The 14,763-nt window shown below is 66.5% G+C and carries 12 protein-coding genes and 2 pseudogenes; 11 read left to right on the forward strand and 3 right to left on the reverse strand.

The features are described 5' to 3' along the window. The first annotated feature begins 5 nt into the window (after nucleotides 1-5). Nucleotides 6-1,181 carry a thiolase family protein gene (locus G6N38_RS14920; RefSeq protein ID WP_163748686.1) on the forward strand — a complete coding sequence of 392 codons (1,176 nt, stop codon included), beginning with the start codon at nucleotides 6-8 and terminating at the stop codon, nucleotides 1,179-1,181. Here G6N38_RS14920 and G6N38_RS14925 read toward each other — a convergent pair. Continuing rightward, a complete protein-coding gene (locus G6N38_RS14925) occupies nucleotides 1,178-1,915 on the reverse strand; it encodes a TetR/AcrR family transcriptional regulator (protein ID WP_163748688.1) in 738 nt (245 codons plus the stop codon). The genes G6N38_RS14920 and G6N38_RS14925 overlap by 4 nt on opposite strands. A gap of 162 nt (nucleotides 1,916-2,077) precedes the next feature. Here G6N38_RS14925 and G6N38_RS14930 point away from each other — a divergent pair. The 9 genes and pseudogenes from G6N38_RS14930 to G6N38_RS14970 form a co-directional block, all read left to right on the forward strand. Continuing rightward, nucleotides 2,078-2,191 (forward strand): annotated as a pseudogene (locus G6N38_RS14930) (crotonase/enoyl-CoA hydratase family protein); the annotation flags it as partial. 52 nt (nucleotides 2,192-2,243) lie between these two features. Next, on the forward strand, nucleotides 2,244-3,041 hold the full coding sequence (locus G6N38_RS14935) for an SDR family NAD(P)-dependent oxidoreductase (RefSeq protein ID WP_163748690.1): 798 nt from the start codon (nucleotides 2,244-2,246) through the stop codon (nucleotides 3,039-3,041). A 4-nt stretch (nucleotides 3,042-3,045) separates the two neighbouring features. Further along, nucleotides 3,046-3,189, forward strand: a pseudogene (locus G6N38_RS30705) (dihydrodipicolinate synthase family protein); the annotation flags it as partial. 78 nt (nucleotides 3,190-3,267) lie between these two features. After that, complete coding sequence (locus G6N38_RS14945; protein ID WP_163748692.1) at nucleotides 3,268-4,110, forward strand: enoyl-CoA hydratase; 843 nt, start codon at nucleotides 3,268-3,270, stop codon at nucleotides 4,108-4,110. A gap of 13 nt (nucleotides 4,111-4,123) precedes the next feature. Then, the gene (locus G6N38_RS14950; RefSeq protein WP_163748694.1) at nucleotides 4,124-5,332 is read left to right on the forward strand and encodes an amidohydrolase family protein; all 1,209 of its coding nucleotides are present in this window, start codon (nucleotides 4,124-4,126) and stop codon (nucleotides 5,330-5,332) included. Between the two features lie 3 nt (nucleotides 5,333-5,335). Next, nucleotides 5,336-6,955: an acyl-CoA synthetase gene (locus G6N38_RS14955; protein WP_163748696.1), complete on the forward strand. Its 1,620-nt coding sequence runs from the start codon at nucleotides 5,336-5,338 to the stop codon at nucleotides 6,953-6,955. Then, the gene (locus G6N38_RS14960; protein ID WP_163748698.1) at nucleotides 6,952-7,779 is read left to right on the forward strand and encodes an amidohydrolase family protein; all 828 of its coding nucleotides are present in this window, start codon (nucleotides 6,952-6,954) and stop codon (nucleotides 7,777-7,779) included. The genes G6N38_RS14955 and G6N38_RS14960 overlap by 4 nt, the downstream gene beginning before the upstream one ends. Next, nucleotides 7,780-8,826: an acyl-CoA dehydrogenase family protein gene (locus G6N38_RS14965; protein ID WP_163748700.1), complete on the forward strand. Its 1,047-nt coding sequence runs from the start codon at nucleotides 7,780-7,782 to the stop codon at nucleotides 8,824-8,826. A gap of 12 nt (nucleotides 8,827-8,838) precedes the next feature. Beyond that, complete coding sequence (locus tag G6N38_RS14970) at nucleotides 8,839-10,032, forward strand: acyl-CoA dehydrogenase family protein (protein ID WP_163748703.1); 1,194 nt, start codon at nucleotides 8,839-8,841, stop codon at nucleotides 10,030-10,032. A 28-nt stretch (nucleotides 10,033-10,060) separates the two neighbouring features. On the opposite strand, the gene G6N38_RS14975 is transcribed toward G6N38_RS14970, so the two are convergent. Next, nucleotides 10,061-11,206 carry a thiolase family protein gene (locus G6N38_RS14975; protein ID WP_163748704.1) on the reverse strand — a complete coding sequence of 382 codons (1,146 nt, stop codon included), beginning with the start codon at nucleotides 11,204-11,206 and terminating at the stop codon, nucleotides 10,061-10,063. Between the two features lie 71 nt (nucleotides 11,207-11,277). Here G6N38_RS14975 and G6N38_RS14980 point away from each other — a divergent pair, with 71 nt between their 5' ends. Beyond that, nucleotides 11,278-13,464 (forward strand): molybdopterin-containing oxidoreductase family protein, encoded by a 2,187-nt coding sequence (locus G6N38_RS14980; RefSeq protein ID WP_163748706.1) that lies wholly within the window; start codon nucleotides 11,278-11,280, stop codon nucleotides 13,462-13,464. Here the strand turns inward: G6N38_RS14980 and G6N38_RS14985 are convergent. Next, entirely contained in the window at nucleotides 13,461-14,672 is a 1,212-nt protein-coding gene (locus G6N38_RS14985; protein ID WP_163752023.1) for a CaiB/BaiF CoA transferase family protein, read from the reverse strand. The genes G6N38_RS14980 and G6N38_RS14985 overlap by 4 nt on opposite strands. Nucleotides 14,673-14,763: the final 91 nt, after the last annotated feature.

Raw genomic sequence — 14,763 nt, forward strand, 5'->3', positions numbered from 1 at the left:
AGAATATGCCCGAACCAGTCATTGTCGGCGCCGTCCGGACCGCAATAGGCCGGTCCTTCAAGGGGACGCTGGTCAACACTGCGCCCGAGACGCTGCTCGGTGCCGTGCTCCCCGAGGTGGTTCGCCGCGCAGGCGTCGACCCCGCTGCCATCGATGACATCATCATTGCCGAATCGCATTACGGCGGCGGGGATCTCGCCCGCTACGTGGCGCTAGCCGTGGGCTTCGAGAACGCACCCGGCCAGGCGGTCAACCGGCACTGCGCGGGCAGCCTCACGGCCATCGGAAACGCGTCGGCACAGATCGGTTCCGGGATGGAGCGCGTGCTCATCGCCGGCGGTGTGCAGTCGCTGTCCATGACACCGCTGATGAGCCAGCGCATCCCCGGTCCGGAATTGACGTTCGAGGAGCGCTGGCTGCCGCCCATCCACGTCGAGACGCCGGATGCGCCGGCCCGCGACATGTCGATCACGGTCGGGTGGAACACCGCGCAGTCCTACGGGATCAGCCGTGAGGAGCTCGACGCCTGGGCCGCACGCAGTCACCAGCGCGCCGTCGCCGCGCAGGACGCCGGCAAGTTCCTCGACGAGATCATCCCGCTCAAGGTCGAGCAGTTCGATGGCTCGGTCACCGAGTTCGCCGTCGACGAGCACCCGCGCCGCGACACCACAGCCGAGAAGCTCGCCGGCCTCAAGGTGCTGCATCCGGAGATCGAGGGCTTCTCGATCACCGCAGGTAACAGCAGCGGTACCAACGACGCGGCGGCCGCTGTCGCCCTGGCCGACCGCGACTACGCGACGTCCAACGGGCTCGGCGTCCTGGCCACGGTGAAGGCGTGGGGAGCTGCGGGCGTGCCTGCGCGTGACACCGGGCTCGGCGCGGTTGCGGCCATCGGCAAAGTACTCGACCGGGCCGGCCTCAAGCCGTCGGACGTGACGCTGTGGGAGATCAACGAGGCCTTCGCCTCGGTGCCGATCGCGGCCTGCAAGGAGTACGGCATCGACGAGGAGCTGGTGAACTTCTCGGGCAGCGGATGCAGCCTGGGCCACCCCATCGCGGCGTCGGGCGCCCGGATGATCACCACCCTGATCTACGAGCTGCGCCGTCGTGGCGGCGGCATCGGTGTCGCGGCGATGTGCGCCGGCGGCGGCCAGGGCGGTGCGGTCATCATCGAGGTCTAGTTTTTGCGGCGAGCTTTGGTCGAGGGGGTCTTCTTACCCTCCTCGATCAGCTTGGCCGCGTGATCGAGGATGCACTCAAGACCGAACTCGAAGTTGCGCTCGTCGGCGGCACCGATCCGGTGCCCCTCGGCGCTGACCCGGGCCAGCAGTGGCGTTCTGTCGGCGTTGCCGACGATCGCGTCCTCGAGCGGGTGCGCATCCTCGTTGGCAGCCACGTTCTTCTCGTAAAGCCGATGCAGCACAACAGAACCGCGCACGTGCACGGAGACCGCGGAGTAGGTGTCGAACGCGTCTTCGGTGGACAGCCCAGCCTCGACCAGGCTGGCGATCGCCTTCTCCACCTCAAGCTCACCCGCGCGGACAGCCCGCGCGCTGAGCGCCGAGCGGATCAGGATCAGGTCGCACAGGATCGGACTGCCCATGAATGTCTTGCGCATCGCGCGCGCGTGATTGGCCAGGGTCTCCCGCCAGTCGGCGGCTTCGACATACGGCGTGGCGAACACGTACTCGCGCAGCGCCCGGTCGGTCATCGCGTTGAGCAGATCGTCCTTCTTGCGGAAATACCAGTAGATGCTGGTGACGCCGACGCCGAGGTGCTTGCCCAGCAGTGGCATGCTCAGGTTGTCGATCGACACCTGTTCGGCGAGTTCGAAGGCACCCGCGATGATGTCGTCGGGATTGATCGACCCACGCTCGCGCCGGGGGCGCTTGGTAGCGGTCGCTGGCTTGGCCACTGAGGGTCCACCTTCCGTTTGAAGAACCGGTAGCGCGAAATCTACTCCGGCGTGGCGCTGTGGTCTGCGTCTCCGCTCCAGGACAGTTGGTCTATACCCATTACTGTAAATCCTATAGTAGGTTTTACCGATACCAGCGAATCGCACATAGAGGAGCACCGGGTGCCGGACGCAGTGCTGCGCGAACGCCAAGGCCGGATTCTGGTCATCACGATCAATCACCCCGAGGCCCACTATGCGGTCAATCGTGCTGTGGGCCAAGGACTTGCCTTCGCGTTTGCCAAGAAGCGCGCGCCGAATTGGATCGGGACGTAGGCCCGCACCGGCCGTGGACCTCGGACTCGGTAACGCTACCGCCGTCGTCGTCGGCGGTGGTCGCGGTATGGGGCTGGCCGCCGCCCGGTGCCTAGCCGACGACGGCGCCAGGATCGCGCTGATCGGCCGCACGGCGGCGGTGCTCGACGCGGCAGCCGAGGAGCTGGCCGGGCGCGGCAGCCCGGATGCCGTCGGCTTGGTGGCCGACACCGGGGATGGTGGCCAGGTGAGACGGGTGTTCGAGCAGATCGGCGACCGGTGGGGTGGTGAACTCAACATCCTCATCAACGCCGTCGGGCCAAGTGTGCAAGGCACTTTCGACGACCTGGGCGACGACCAGTGGCGCACGGCCTTCGATGAGGGTGCGATGGGCATGGTGCGCTGTGTGCGCGCGGCACTGCCCCTGCTGCGGGCCGCGGAGTGGGCGCGCATCGTCAACTTCTCTGCCCAGTCCACGCAGCGTCAGAGCGCGCGGTTGTCGGCCTATACCGCGGCCAAGGCGATGGTCACCAGTGTCTCCAAGAACCTGTCGCTGTTCCTTGCTCCCGACGAGATCCTGGTCAACGTCGTCTCACCGGGCAGCATCGCCTCGGAAGCGCTCACGGGCTGGGCCGAGTCTGTCGGCGTCGACGGATCCGACCCCTATGCGCTGATGGCCGCGATCGACGAGCATTTCGGCCACCCGGCCCACCTGCCGCGAGCCGGACTGACCGAAGAGATCGGGCCCGTCGTCGCCTTCCTGGCGTCCAAGCGCAACTCGTACATGACCGGAGCCAATATCAACGTCGACGGGGGTAGCGACTTCACCTGAGTGCGGAGCGGTCAAGCCCGCCGCGGGTCTGCGGGAAGTCCCCATCGGCGACTATCCGCATTCGCGCCCGCCGCAGACCGAATTGCCCGCGGCTGGAAAGGCTCAGATCGAGAACGTTGACCAGCGGCTCGGCCTCCTCGAACACTGATTGCGGAAGGCGATACCGATAGGTGTACAGTATGGACGCATTCGCATGTTGGCGCGCCATTCTTGGAGGTACCCCTAGGTGACCGACACCCACGCTGATGTCACCGCGAATTCCGCTGCCGCCCAACCTGTTCTGTACGAGGTACGAGACAGCGGCGTCGCGGTCCTGACGTTCAACCGTCCCGAGCGGATGAACGGCTGGGGCGGTGGACTGGCAGCCGGGTTCTACGCGGGCATGGACGCGGCGGAGGCTGACCGGGGTGTCCGGGCGATTGTGGTGACCGGGTCGGGGCGCGCGTTCTGCGCCGGAGCCGATATGGGTGACCTGTCGTCGATCAGCTCGGCCAGCGTCGACAGTGCGGGCGAGGCCGACCTGACCGAGTTGGTGGGGCAGCGCCATCCGCTGTTCGTCACCACCGTGAGCAAGCCCGTCATCGCCGCGATCAACGGCGCCTGCGCCGGTATCGGGCTGACTCAGGCGCTGATGTGCGATATCCGATTCGCCGCGGCCGGGGCCAAGTTCACCACCTCCTTCGTGCGCCGCGGCCTGATCGCCGAATACGGCATCTCCTGGATCCTGCCGAAGGTCGTCGGCTGGGGCGCCGCGTTGGATCTGCTGATGAGCGGCCGGGTGTTCTACGCGGAGGAAGCCCTCGAACTCGGGATGGTCAAGGAAGTCGTCGCCCCCGACGAGTTGCTCGCGCGCGCAGTCGAATACGCCGAAGACATCGCAGCCAACTGCGCGCCGAACTCACTGGCCGTCATCAAGCGGCAGGTCTACGGCGACGCGCTGCGCGAGGCGGCCGACGCCAGCCAGCGCGCCGAGACCCTCATGCACGAATCCATGCAGCGCCCCGATTTTATCGAGGGCATCACCGCGTTCTTCGAGAAGCGGCCCCCGAACTTCCCGCCACTGAGCTGAGAGGACGACCCCGATGACTTTGGATTACAGGGCGATTGACGTCGACAACCACTACTACGAGCCGACCGACTCGTTCACCCGGCATCTGCCCAAGGAGTTCAAGCGCCGCGGTGTACAGATGCTCACCGAGGGCAAGCGCACGTTCGCCGTCATGGGTGGGGTCATCAACCAGTTCATCCCGAACCCGACGTTCGACCCGATCATCGAGCCGGGCTGCCTGGACCTGTTGTTCCGCGGCGAGATCCCCGAAGGCGTCGATCCCGGATCGCTGATGAAAGTCGACCGGTTGAGCGAACACCCCGAATACCAGCAGCGCGACGCCCGGGTGAAGATCCTCGATAAGCAGAACCTCGAAACCGTCTTCATGCTGCCGACATTCGCGTGCGGTGTCGAGGAAGCCCTCAAACACGATATCGAAGCGACGATGGCGTCGGTGCATGCCTTCAACCTGTGGCTCGACGAAGACTGGGGCTTCGATCGGCCCGACCACCGATTCCTGTCCGCACCCATCATCTCGTTGGCTGACCCGGATGCGGCGCTGGCCGAAGTCGAGTTCGTGCTGGACCGGGGCGCCAAGATCGTCTGTGTCCGGCCGGCGCCGGTGCCGGGCCGGGTCAAGCCGCGCTCATTGGGCGATCCGCTGCACGACCCGGTGTGGGCCCGGCTGGCCGAGGCCGGCGTTCCGGTGGTCTTCCACCTGTCCGACAGTGGCTACCTTGCCATTTCGGCGCTGTGGGGCGGCACGGGCACGTTCGAGGGATTCGGCAAGCGCGATCCGCTCGACAGTGTCCTGCTCGACGACCGCGCCATCCACGACTCGATGGCGTCGATGATCGTGCACCAGGTTTTCACCCGGCACCCCAAGCTGAAGGTGGCGAGCATCGAGAACGGCTCGTACTTCGTGTACCGGTTGATCAAGCGATTGAAGAAGGCCGCCAATACCGCGCCCTACCACTTCAAGGAAGACCCGGTCGAGCAGTTGAAGAACAATGTCTGGATCGCCCCCTACTACGAGGACGACGTGATGCTGCTGGCCGACACCATCGGTGTGGACAAGATCCTGTTCGGCTCGGACTGGCCGCACGGCGAGGGGCTGGCCGACCCGATGGCGTTCACTGCCGACATTCCCCAGTTCCCCGAGTTCAGTGCAGTCGATACCCGAAAGGTCATGCGGGACAACGCGTTGAACCTGTTGGGCCGCTCGGTGTCGTCGGTGGCCTGAGCGATGCCCGAATGGACGATCGGCGCGGTGCTCGACGCCATCGCCGACGTCATCGGAGACCGGACGATGACCATCTGTGGTGACCGCAGGAGCACCTACGCCGATGCGGCGGATCGCACGCGCCGGCTGGCGAACTTCCTGGCCGGCAAGGGCTTCGGGGCGCACCGTGAGCGGCACGAACTGCGGAACTGGGAGTGCGGCCAGGACCGCGTTGCGCTGATCATGCACAACGACCTGTATCCCGACATGGTGATCGGGTGTCTCAAGGCGCGCGTCGTGCCGGTCAACGTCAACCATCACTACACACCGCGCGAAGTCGCCGAACTGTTCGACTACGTCAAACCTCGCGGCGTGATCTACCACCGCTCACTGGGCGCCACGTTCGCCGATGTGCTGCCACCCGACGGCGCCGAACTGCTGCTGTCGATCGACGATGGTAGTGACGCGGCGGAGCTTCCCGGTGCGACTCCCTTGGAAGATGCTCTGGCGCAAGGTGATCAGACCGCCGATATCACCCCGTCGCCGGACGATGTGCTGATGATCTGCACCGGCGGGACGACGGGACGACCCAAAGGGGTGATGTGGCGGCAGGCCGACACCTACGCCATCTCGATGAACGGGGCCGACCACGCGTCGGTCAGTGAGATCCGCGCCAAGCTCGGCGCTCCAGGAGCGCCGTGGTTCGCGGTGTCGCCGTTGATGCATGCGGCCGGGATGTGGACCGCGTTCGCCGCCGTGCTCAACGGGCAGACCGTCGTGCTCTATGACTCACCGAAGTTCGACCCGCGCCGCGTGCTGTCCACCGCCCAGCGCGAGAAGGTCGGGATGATGACGATGGTCGGCGACGCCTACGCCGCCCCGCTCGTCGAGGAGTTGCAGCGCGGCGACTACGACCTGTCCTCGTTGTTCGCGTTGGCGACGGGGGGAGCGGCGACCAACCCCAAGCATCAGCACGCGTTGCTGGAGCTGCTGCCCAACATCATCCTGATCAACGGCTACGGGTCGTCGGAGACCGGCAATGTCGGGTTCGGCCGCAGCATGCGTGGAGACCACAGGGACACCTTCGAATTACGCGAGGGCGCACTGGTACTCGCTGAGGACTACAGCCGGTTCCTGGACGCCGGTGAGGACCAGGTCGGGTGGGTGGCTCGCGCCGGACGGATCCCGCTGGGCTACTTCGACGACGAGGATGCCACCGGCAAGACGTTCCCCGAGGTCGACGGCGCGCGGGTGGTGATCTCCGGTGACCGTGGCTCGCTGGCCCCGGACGGAACACTGCGGCTCTTCGGACGGGACTCGCTGGTGGTCAACACCGGAGGAGAGAAGGTCTTCGTCGAAGAGGTCGAAGAGGTGCTGCGGGCCCATCCCGGCGTCGCCGACGCCCTGGTGGTGGGCCGTCCCAGTGAGCGTTGGGGGCAGGAAATCGTGGCAATAGTGGCCTTCGATTCACCGCATGATGACGTCGCGCACGATGCTCTGCACGAACACTGCACCGCGCAGCTGGCCCGCTACAAGGCGCCTAAGGAGTTCATCGTCGTCGATCAGGTCAAACGCCTCGGTAACGGTAAGGCCGACTACCGGTGGGCCAAAGAAACTGCTGCCAGCAAGGTTTCGCTGTCATGACACGCAAGGTGATTGACGGACTGGTCAACGTCCACTTCGGTGAGGCCGAACAGCAGCCGACGTGGATGCTCAAGGTTCGCGACGACTACTTCAAGGGGCCGGCGTCGATGTTCGCCCCGGTGGACATGGCCGAACTGCTCGACGAGATGGACGCCCAGGGTGTGCAGAAGGCCGTCCTGATGGACAGCATCGCGAAGCCGCATATCACCGCGCGCAAGTTCGCCGAAGCGCGCCCGGACCGGTTCGCGTTGGCGATGGGTGGCTTCAATCTGCTCAAGCCGATGCCCACCTTGCGGGAGCTGACGGCGATCGCCGCCGACCTGCCGGTCGTGTATGCCGCTGTGGGGCCGAGCTTCTGGGGCGACGGCATGTACCCGCCGAGTGACGCCGTGTACTACCCGCTCTACACCAAGTGCGCCGAGCTGGACTTGCCGTTATGTCTCAACACCGGGCTGCCCGGTCCACCGATCCCCGGCGAGGTGCAGAACCCGATCCACCTGGACCGGGTGTGCGTGCGATTTCCCGAACTACGGTTGTGCATGATCCACGGTGCCGATCCGTGGTGGGATGTCGCCATCCGGTTGATGATCAAGTACGAGAACCTGCGCCTGATGACCTCGGCGTGGTCGCCGAAGCGGCTGCCGGAGAGCCTGCTTCACTACATGCGCACCCGCGGGCCGAACAAGGTGATGTTCGCCTCGGACTGGCCGGTACTCAAGATGACGCGCGTCGTGCCGGAAGCCGAAGCACTGGACCTGCCACCCGACGTCCTCGACAACTACCTCTACAACAACGCTGACGAGTTCTTCTTCAGGGAGCGCTGAATGGACCGCTACGAACTGCGCAGGCTGGACTACAGCCTCTCCGAGGATCACACCGATCTGCAGAACGCCTACCGGCAGTTCTTCAAGACCCACAGCCCGATTGACAGGGTGCGGGCTGCCGAGGCTACCGGCTTCGACGAGAGCCTGTGGGAACGCCTGTGCGCCATGGGTGCAACCACGATGGCGGTACCGGAATCTGTGGGTGGCGACGGCGCCACCCTGGTGGACCTGACCCTGGTGGCCGAAGAGATCGGCCGCTGCATCGCGCCGGTGCCGTGGATCGACCACGTCTGTGCGGCCCGCCTGCTGGCGGACCTGGGGGCACTGACCAACGAGGTGACCAGCGGCAACCAGATCGCCGGGTTGGACGCGTCGCTGGACAGCGTCTCGGGTGTGCGGCTGATCCCGACGGGTTCCATCGCCGACCAGATCGTCGTCCGCGACGGTCCTCACGGGGAAGAGGTGGTGCTTCTCACCTTCTCCAGCCCGCCCACCAAGGTCGACAACATCGGCCGACTCCCGATGGCCTGGGTCGATCCGGCGGCCGCGGACAGCCGCACCGTGCTGGGTAGTGGACCGGAGGCGCTGGCCAAATATGCTCGCGCGCTGGATGAGTGGCGGTTGCTGACGGCCGCGGCGCTGGTCGGCCTGGTCGAGGAGACCATGACGATCGCCGCCGAGTTCGCCAAGTCGCGGTACACCCTCGGCGTGCCGATCTCCACTCTGCAGGCGATCTCGCACCCGCTGGCCAACATGGTGATCACCGTCGAGGCGGGACGCAACCTGGCTCGGCGCGCCGCCTGGTTCGGAGATAACGAGCCTGACGCACGGCCCGAACTGGCGGCCTCCGCGTTCGTGTTCATGGCCGACGAAGCATCGCGGGCGGCGACGATGGCCGTGCACATCCAGGGTGGTCTCGGGGTGTCGTCGGAGGCTGCCGCGACCGCCTACCTGGTGCGGGCCAGGGGCTGGCCGCTAGCCGGGGGTGACCCGGGCGCGAGCGCCAAGCAGATCGCCCACATCATCGCCGACCGCGAAACCGCCTAGGAGACAATCACCATGGACTTCGCACAGGTCGAGCTCGCCGCCGAGGACCAGGAGTTCCTCGGCGAGGTCCGTAGCTTCCTGAAGACGCACATCACCGACGAGGTGATCCAGCACGACCGGGAGACCGGCGACAACTTCCACGAGGGCGTGCACCTGGCACTGGGTGCGGCCGGGTACCTCGAGGCCGAGTGGAAGCCGGAGGCCCAGGGTGGCTTCAGCCGGGTTCGTCGCCGCATCTGGGAGCTGGAGAAGCGGCGGTTCCACGTGCCGTGGGTCACCTGGGGCACCACCTCGATGGTGGCCCGCTCGGTCGAGAGCTTCGGCTCGGAGGAGCTCAAAGCAGAGGTGCTGCCCCGGGTGTTCAGCGGGCACGTGCGGCTGTGCCTGGGCTACACCGAGCCCGAGGGCGGCTCCGATGTGGCCACCTGCAAAACCCGCGCGGTGCGCGACGGGGACGGCTGGATCATTAATGGATCGAAGATGTTCACCACCGGCGCGCACAACTGCCAGTACGTCTTCCTGCTGACCAACACCGACCCGGACGCCCAGAAACACAAGAGCCTCACCATGTTTCTCGTACCCCTGGATTCACCGGGCATCGAGATCCAGGGCGTCCGCACGGTCGACGGTGACCGCACCAACATCGTCTACTACAGCGACGTGCGCGTCGACGACAAGTACCGCCTGGGCGAGGTCCACGGTGGCTGGACGGTGCTGCGGGAACCGCTCAACGTCGAGCACGGCGCGGTGGCCGCGGCCGCCGACGGCCTGGCCGACGTGTCGATCATGATGCACCAGGCCAACTTCATGGCCACCGCCGTGGACAAGGTCGCCGCCACCGTCGGCCGGCCCGACACGAGCGGCAAGCGTCCGGTCGACGACGGTGCGGTGGCCTATCGACTGGGCCGCAGTGCGGCACGGGTGGAGGCGGCGCTGAGCGCGCCGAGCATCTTCGGCCGAGTGGCGATCGCGCAGACGATGCGGGACATCGGCCCGGACTTGATGGACGTACTGGGCGCTGCCGCAACGCTCCCGGTGGGCACCGACGGCGCGGGCGACGACGGGGCATCGGAGTACGTGTACCGCTTCGCGCCGCTGTCGGGTATCTACGGCGGAACCCTGGAGGTGTTCCGCAACATGATCGCGCAGTACTTCCTGGGGCTGGGCAAGCCGGCCTACGCTCCGCCGGTGAACAAGGTGTCGTGACCTCCGTACAGCTGCGCGATGTGCCTTGCTAGCGGGTCAGGATCGTCGCGGCGGCAGTGCCGGGCGCGCCGTAGAGCTGGGTGAAGCCGACCTTCGGTTCGCCGGGCACCTGGCGTTCACCGGCCTGGCCGCGCAGCTGACGGACGATCTCGTGGATCTGCCGAAGCCCGGACGCGCCGATCGGCTCGCCGTTGGCGATCAGGCCGCCGTCGGTGTTGATCGGCATGGAGCCGTTGATCTCGGTCTCCCCGTCGGCCAGTAGCCGCTCCTGGTCGCCGTCGGGGCAGAACCCGCACTCGGCCATATGGATGATCTCTGCCCCGGCGTCGGTGTCCTGCAGCTGGATGACGTCGACGTCTTGTGGTGAGACACCTGCCTTTTCGAACGCGGCCCGGGCGGCATGAACGGTGGGCGCAACGTCCTCGGTGACCGGGGCGAACGTCGTGTTGACCTCATAGGCGCCGTAGCGGCGGGTGCGGACCTCGACGGCCTTGAGATAGACCGGCTTGGACGTGTAGCGGTGCGCGATCTCCGCGCGGCACATGATGACCGCTGCGGCACCTTCGTCGGGCGCGCAGAACATGTACTGCCGCAGCGGGTAGTTCAGCACCGGCGACGCCATGATCTCCTCGATGGAAATCTCCCTGCGGCGAAACGCATTCGGGTTGAGCACACCGTTGCGGAAGTTCTTGTTGGCCACCCGCGCCAGCGTCTCCTCGGAGATGCCGTGATCGTGCAGGTAGCGGTTGGCCTTCATGCCGAAGAACTGGGTGGTGAGGTATTGGCCGTTCTCGGCGTACCAGCGCGGCATGCCCACCAGGGCGGGATCCTCGGTGAACGCGCCACGCGGGTGCTTGTCCAGGCCGATCGCGATGCCGATATCGTAGTCGCCCAGCCGGATTCCGTCGGCACAGGCCTTGGCCGCGCTGGCGGCCGTCGCGCACGCGTTGAACACATTGGTGAACGGGATCCCGGTCAGGCCCGCCATGGCGACAATGGCGTCGGGGTTGGCGACCGTCCAGCTGCCGCCGGTGGCGAACTGGATGTCCTGCCATTCCAGGCCGGCGTCGGCGACGGCGGCAAAGATGGCGTCGACTCCCATCGCCATCGCGGACTTGCCTTCGAACCGGCCGAACGGGTGCAGGCCCACGCCGATGATGGCGACATCGTTCATCGATGGTCTTCCTCTCGGGGGATCCGCCGGAGACGGGTTCAAACTGTAACACTTACAGTATCGTGGCTAGTGTGGCGTCCACCATCGAGCACAAGACCACGTTCTGCCGGATCTGCGAGCCGCTGTGCGGCATGGTGGCCACCGTCGAGGACGGCCGCCTGACGGCCCTGCGCCCGGACAAGGACCACCCGCTGTCGGCCGGTTTCGCCTGCCAGAAGGGCATCGCCTTCACCGAAGTCCAGAACGATCCGGATCGGGTCACCACGCCGCTTCGCAAAACAGCCTCCGGGTACGAGCCGGTGAGCTGGGATGAGGCACTCTCCGATATCGCCGGCCGGTTGACCCAGGTTCTGGAGGCCCACGGGTCGGGCGCGGTCGGTTGGTACATGGGCAACCCGGGTGCCTTCAGCTATGCGCACACCTTCGCGGCGTTGATGTTCATCAAAGGCCTCGGCCGCGACGGCCACTACTTCACGGCGTCGTCGCAGGACACCAACAGCAGGCTGATCGCCAGCCAATTGCTGTACGGGGCGCCGACCTCGGTGCCGATCCCCGATCTGACGCGCACCGATCTCCTGGTCATGATGGGAGCTAATCCCGTTGTCTCCCATGGCAGTTTCCTGACTGCGCCGCGGATCAAGGACCGTATGCACGATATCGTCAAACGGGGCGGGCGTGTCGTGGTCGTCGATCCACGCCGCACCGAGACGGCGGCGGCGTTCGAGTGGCTCGGCATCGTGCCCGACGCCGACTCCTTCCTGCTGCTGTCGCTACTGCAGGTGATGTTCGCCGAGGGCCTCGTCGACGTCGCGCGGGTGACGGCTCAGGCCGACGGCATCGAATGGCTACAGTCGCTGTGCGCGCCGTTCACCCCGGAGCTCACCGCGGCCCACACCGGCATCGACGCTGACAGTGTCTCCTCACTCGCACGGGATCTGGTGCGCGAACCGCGGGCGGCCGTCTACGGCAGGCTCGGTACCTGCGTCGGCCGGTACGGCACCCTCACCACCTACCTGATCGACGCGGTGAATCTCGTCGCGGGCAACCTCGATGTCCCCGGCGGGTCGGTGTTCAGCTCGATGGAGACCGTCGGCGGCCGCTGGCAGGCCACGATGATGGGGCTTGCGATGCGCCGCTCGTATCGCAACCGTTCCCGGATCGGCGGGATCCCCATCGCCGTCGCGATGGAGCCGGCCGCGCTGATGGCCAAGGAGATCATGACGCCGGGCGACCGGCAGATCAGGGCGATGTTCGTCTCGGCGGGCAACCCGGTGCTGTCAGTGCCCAACGGCGACGAACTCGAGGCAGCCTTCGAGTCCCTGGAACTGTCTGTGGCACTGGACTTCTACGTCACCGAGACGACGGGCCGGTGCGATTACATCCTGCCGGTGACCACGATGTACGAACGCGACGACTTCCCGTACACCTTCCAGGCCTTCCAGGCCACGCCGTTCCGGCAGGCCACCGAGGCGGTGGTCGCACCGGCGGGTGAGGCCCGTTCGGAGTGGGACATCGTTGAAGACCTCACCGTCCGGCTGGCGCCCAATGTTCGCGCGTTCGCCGCACTGGGCACCGTGCGAAAGGCGTTGGACCGCTTCGGGGTAGCGCTCAAGCCGCGGATGATGATCGATGCCCTGATCCGAATGTCACAGGGCGGTGACCTGTTCGGATTGCGGCGTGGGGGACTGACGCATCGCCGGCTGACCGAGGACCATCCGCACGGTGTCGTCGTGGCGCCGAATATCCGCACCGGTGCGCTGCGCAATGCGGTGGCCTACCTGTCCCGGCGGATCCGGCTGACCCACGCAGGTATCGCCGCCGAAGTCGACAAGCTCACCCGCGCCTGCCATCCCGAGGGCTATCCGTTGCGGATGATCGGCATGCGCGAGCCGCGTTCGGAGAACTCGTGGATGCACAATTCTCCGCTGCTGATGCGGGGCGAGCGAGGGCACCGGGCGCTCATCGGAGTCGATGATGCGGCCAAATCGGGCATCGCTGACGGTGATGTGGTGCGGGTGTCGTCCCCGTACGGCGAGATCACCGTCGAGGTGATGACGACCAAGGACCTGATGGCCGGCGTGATCGCCGTCCCGCATGGGTGGGGGCACACCGGCACCGGCACGTGGAAACTGGCCAATCGCGCCGGCGGGTCCAACGTCAACCGGCTGACGTCCAGCGCACCCGAAGACGTGGAGGCGCTGTCTGGGATGGCCTGGCTGACGGGCGTCCCGGTCCGCATCGAGCGGGTGCCCGGTTAGGCGATCGCGCCCGACTCCTTGAGCGCCTCGATGCGGTCCCAGTCGATGCCGATCTCCATCAGCACGATCTCGGTGTGCTCGCTGGCCTGCGGCGCGCGGGTGGTCTCCAGCGGTTCATGATTGAACTGCACCGGCCCGCGAACCACCTTGAACGGCGCCCCGCCGTCGGCGGCCTCCACCTCGACGATCATGTCGTTGGCGATGGCCTGCTCATCGCTGGCGAGATCGACCAGACTCTGGAACGGCGCCCACTGGCCCTTCATCGTCTTGAGGTGCTGGCGCCAATAGTCGAACGGCTTACTGGCGATCGCCTCGGTGATGAGTTGCACACCCGCTTCGGCATTCTGGATCAGCGGCAGCACATCGGAGAACCGCGGGTCGTCGGCGAGCTCGGGCAAACCGAGATGCTCCCAGGTGTCGCGGATGTAGCCGGTCGGGCTGACGATGCACAGGTTGATGGTGCCGCCGTCGGAGGTCAAGTAGTTGGCCATGAACGGGTTCACCGATGTCGTGGTGCCGGGCATCAGCGACCGCATGGTTTCCCCGGTCTCCATACCTTGGGTGACGCTGGCGCCCGCCGCCCACCAGGCGGTGCTCAACAGCGACACGTCGATCTCCACCGCCTCGCCCGTCCGCTCCCGGTGCAGCAGCGCCGCGGAGATACCGCCGGCGATGTTCATCCCGCCGATCGAGTCGCCGAACGCCGGGATACCCTGCGGCAGCGCGCCGCCGAGCCCTTCGGGAGTCAAGGCGTGACCAACGCCGCTGCGCGTCCAGAACGCGGTTCCGTCGAAGCCGCCGACCAGCCGCTCGGGCCCCTTGTCGCCGTAGGCACTGCCGCGCGCGTAGATGATGTTCGGGTTCGCCGCCCGAATGTGCTCGACGTCGAACTTGTTCTTCTGACGCTGCGCAGGCAGGTAATTGGTCAGAAAGACGTCGGCCGTCTTCGCGATTTCGTAGAGCACCTCCTGGCCGTCGGGCGTGGACACATCGATGCCGACGCTGCGCTTGCCGCGGTTGGGATGCTCGATCAGCGGGTGACGGTTGGGATCGAGCTGGAAGCCGCCCATGTTGATGAACCCGCGCTGGGTGTCGCCGCGCACCGGGTGCTCGACCTTGATGACGTCGGCGCCCCAGTCGGCCAGGATGGCGCCGGCCGCCGGGACGAACGTGAACTGTGCGACCTCCAAGACCCGGATGCCGTCCATCACCTTGATCACGTCAGGCCCCTTTCGTGAGCGGTGGTATCCACATTCTCATGCCCCGGCCGCCGCGAGCCGGGGAATCGGTCCAACGCCA

This window comes from Mycolicibacterium helvum (genome assembly GCF_010731895.1).
Classification (GTDB): Bacteria; Actinomycetota; Actinomycetes; order Mycobacteriales; family Mycobacteriaceae; genus Mycobacterium; species Mycobacterium helvum.

Coding starts and splice junctions, on each gene's coding strand:
- G6N38_RS14920 (WP_163748686.1), top strand. CDS start 6: ATGCCCGAACCAGTCATTGTCGGCGCCGTCCGGACCGCAATAGGCCGG.
- G6N38_RS14950 (WP_163748694.1), top strand. CDS start 4,124: ATGACTTTGGATTACAGGGCGATTGACGTCGACAACCACTACTACGAG.
- G6N38_RS14955 (WP_163748696.1), top strand. CDS start 5,336: ATGCCCGAATGGACGATCGGCGCGGTGCTCGACGCCATCGCCGACGTC.
- G6N38_RS14960 (WP_163748698.1), top strand. CDS start 6,952: ATGACACGCAAGGTGATTGACGGACTGGTCAACGTCCACTTCGGTGAG.
- G6N38_RS14965 (WP_163748700.1), top strand. CDS start 7,780: ATGGACCGCTACGAACTGCGCAGGCTGGACTACAGCCTCTCCGAGGAT.
- G6N38_RS14970 (WP_163748703.1), top strand. CDS start 8,839: ATGGACTTCGCACAGGTCGAGCTCGCCGCCGAGGACCAGGAGTTCCTC.
- G6N38_RS14975 (WP_163748704.1), bottom strand. CDS start 11,206: ATGAACGATGTCGCCATCATCGGCGTGGGCCTGCACCCGTTCGGCCGG.
- G6N38_RS14985 (WP_163752023.1), bottom strand. CDS start 14,672: ATGGACGGCATCCGGGTCTTGGAGGTCGCACAGTTCACGTTCGTCCCG.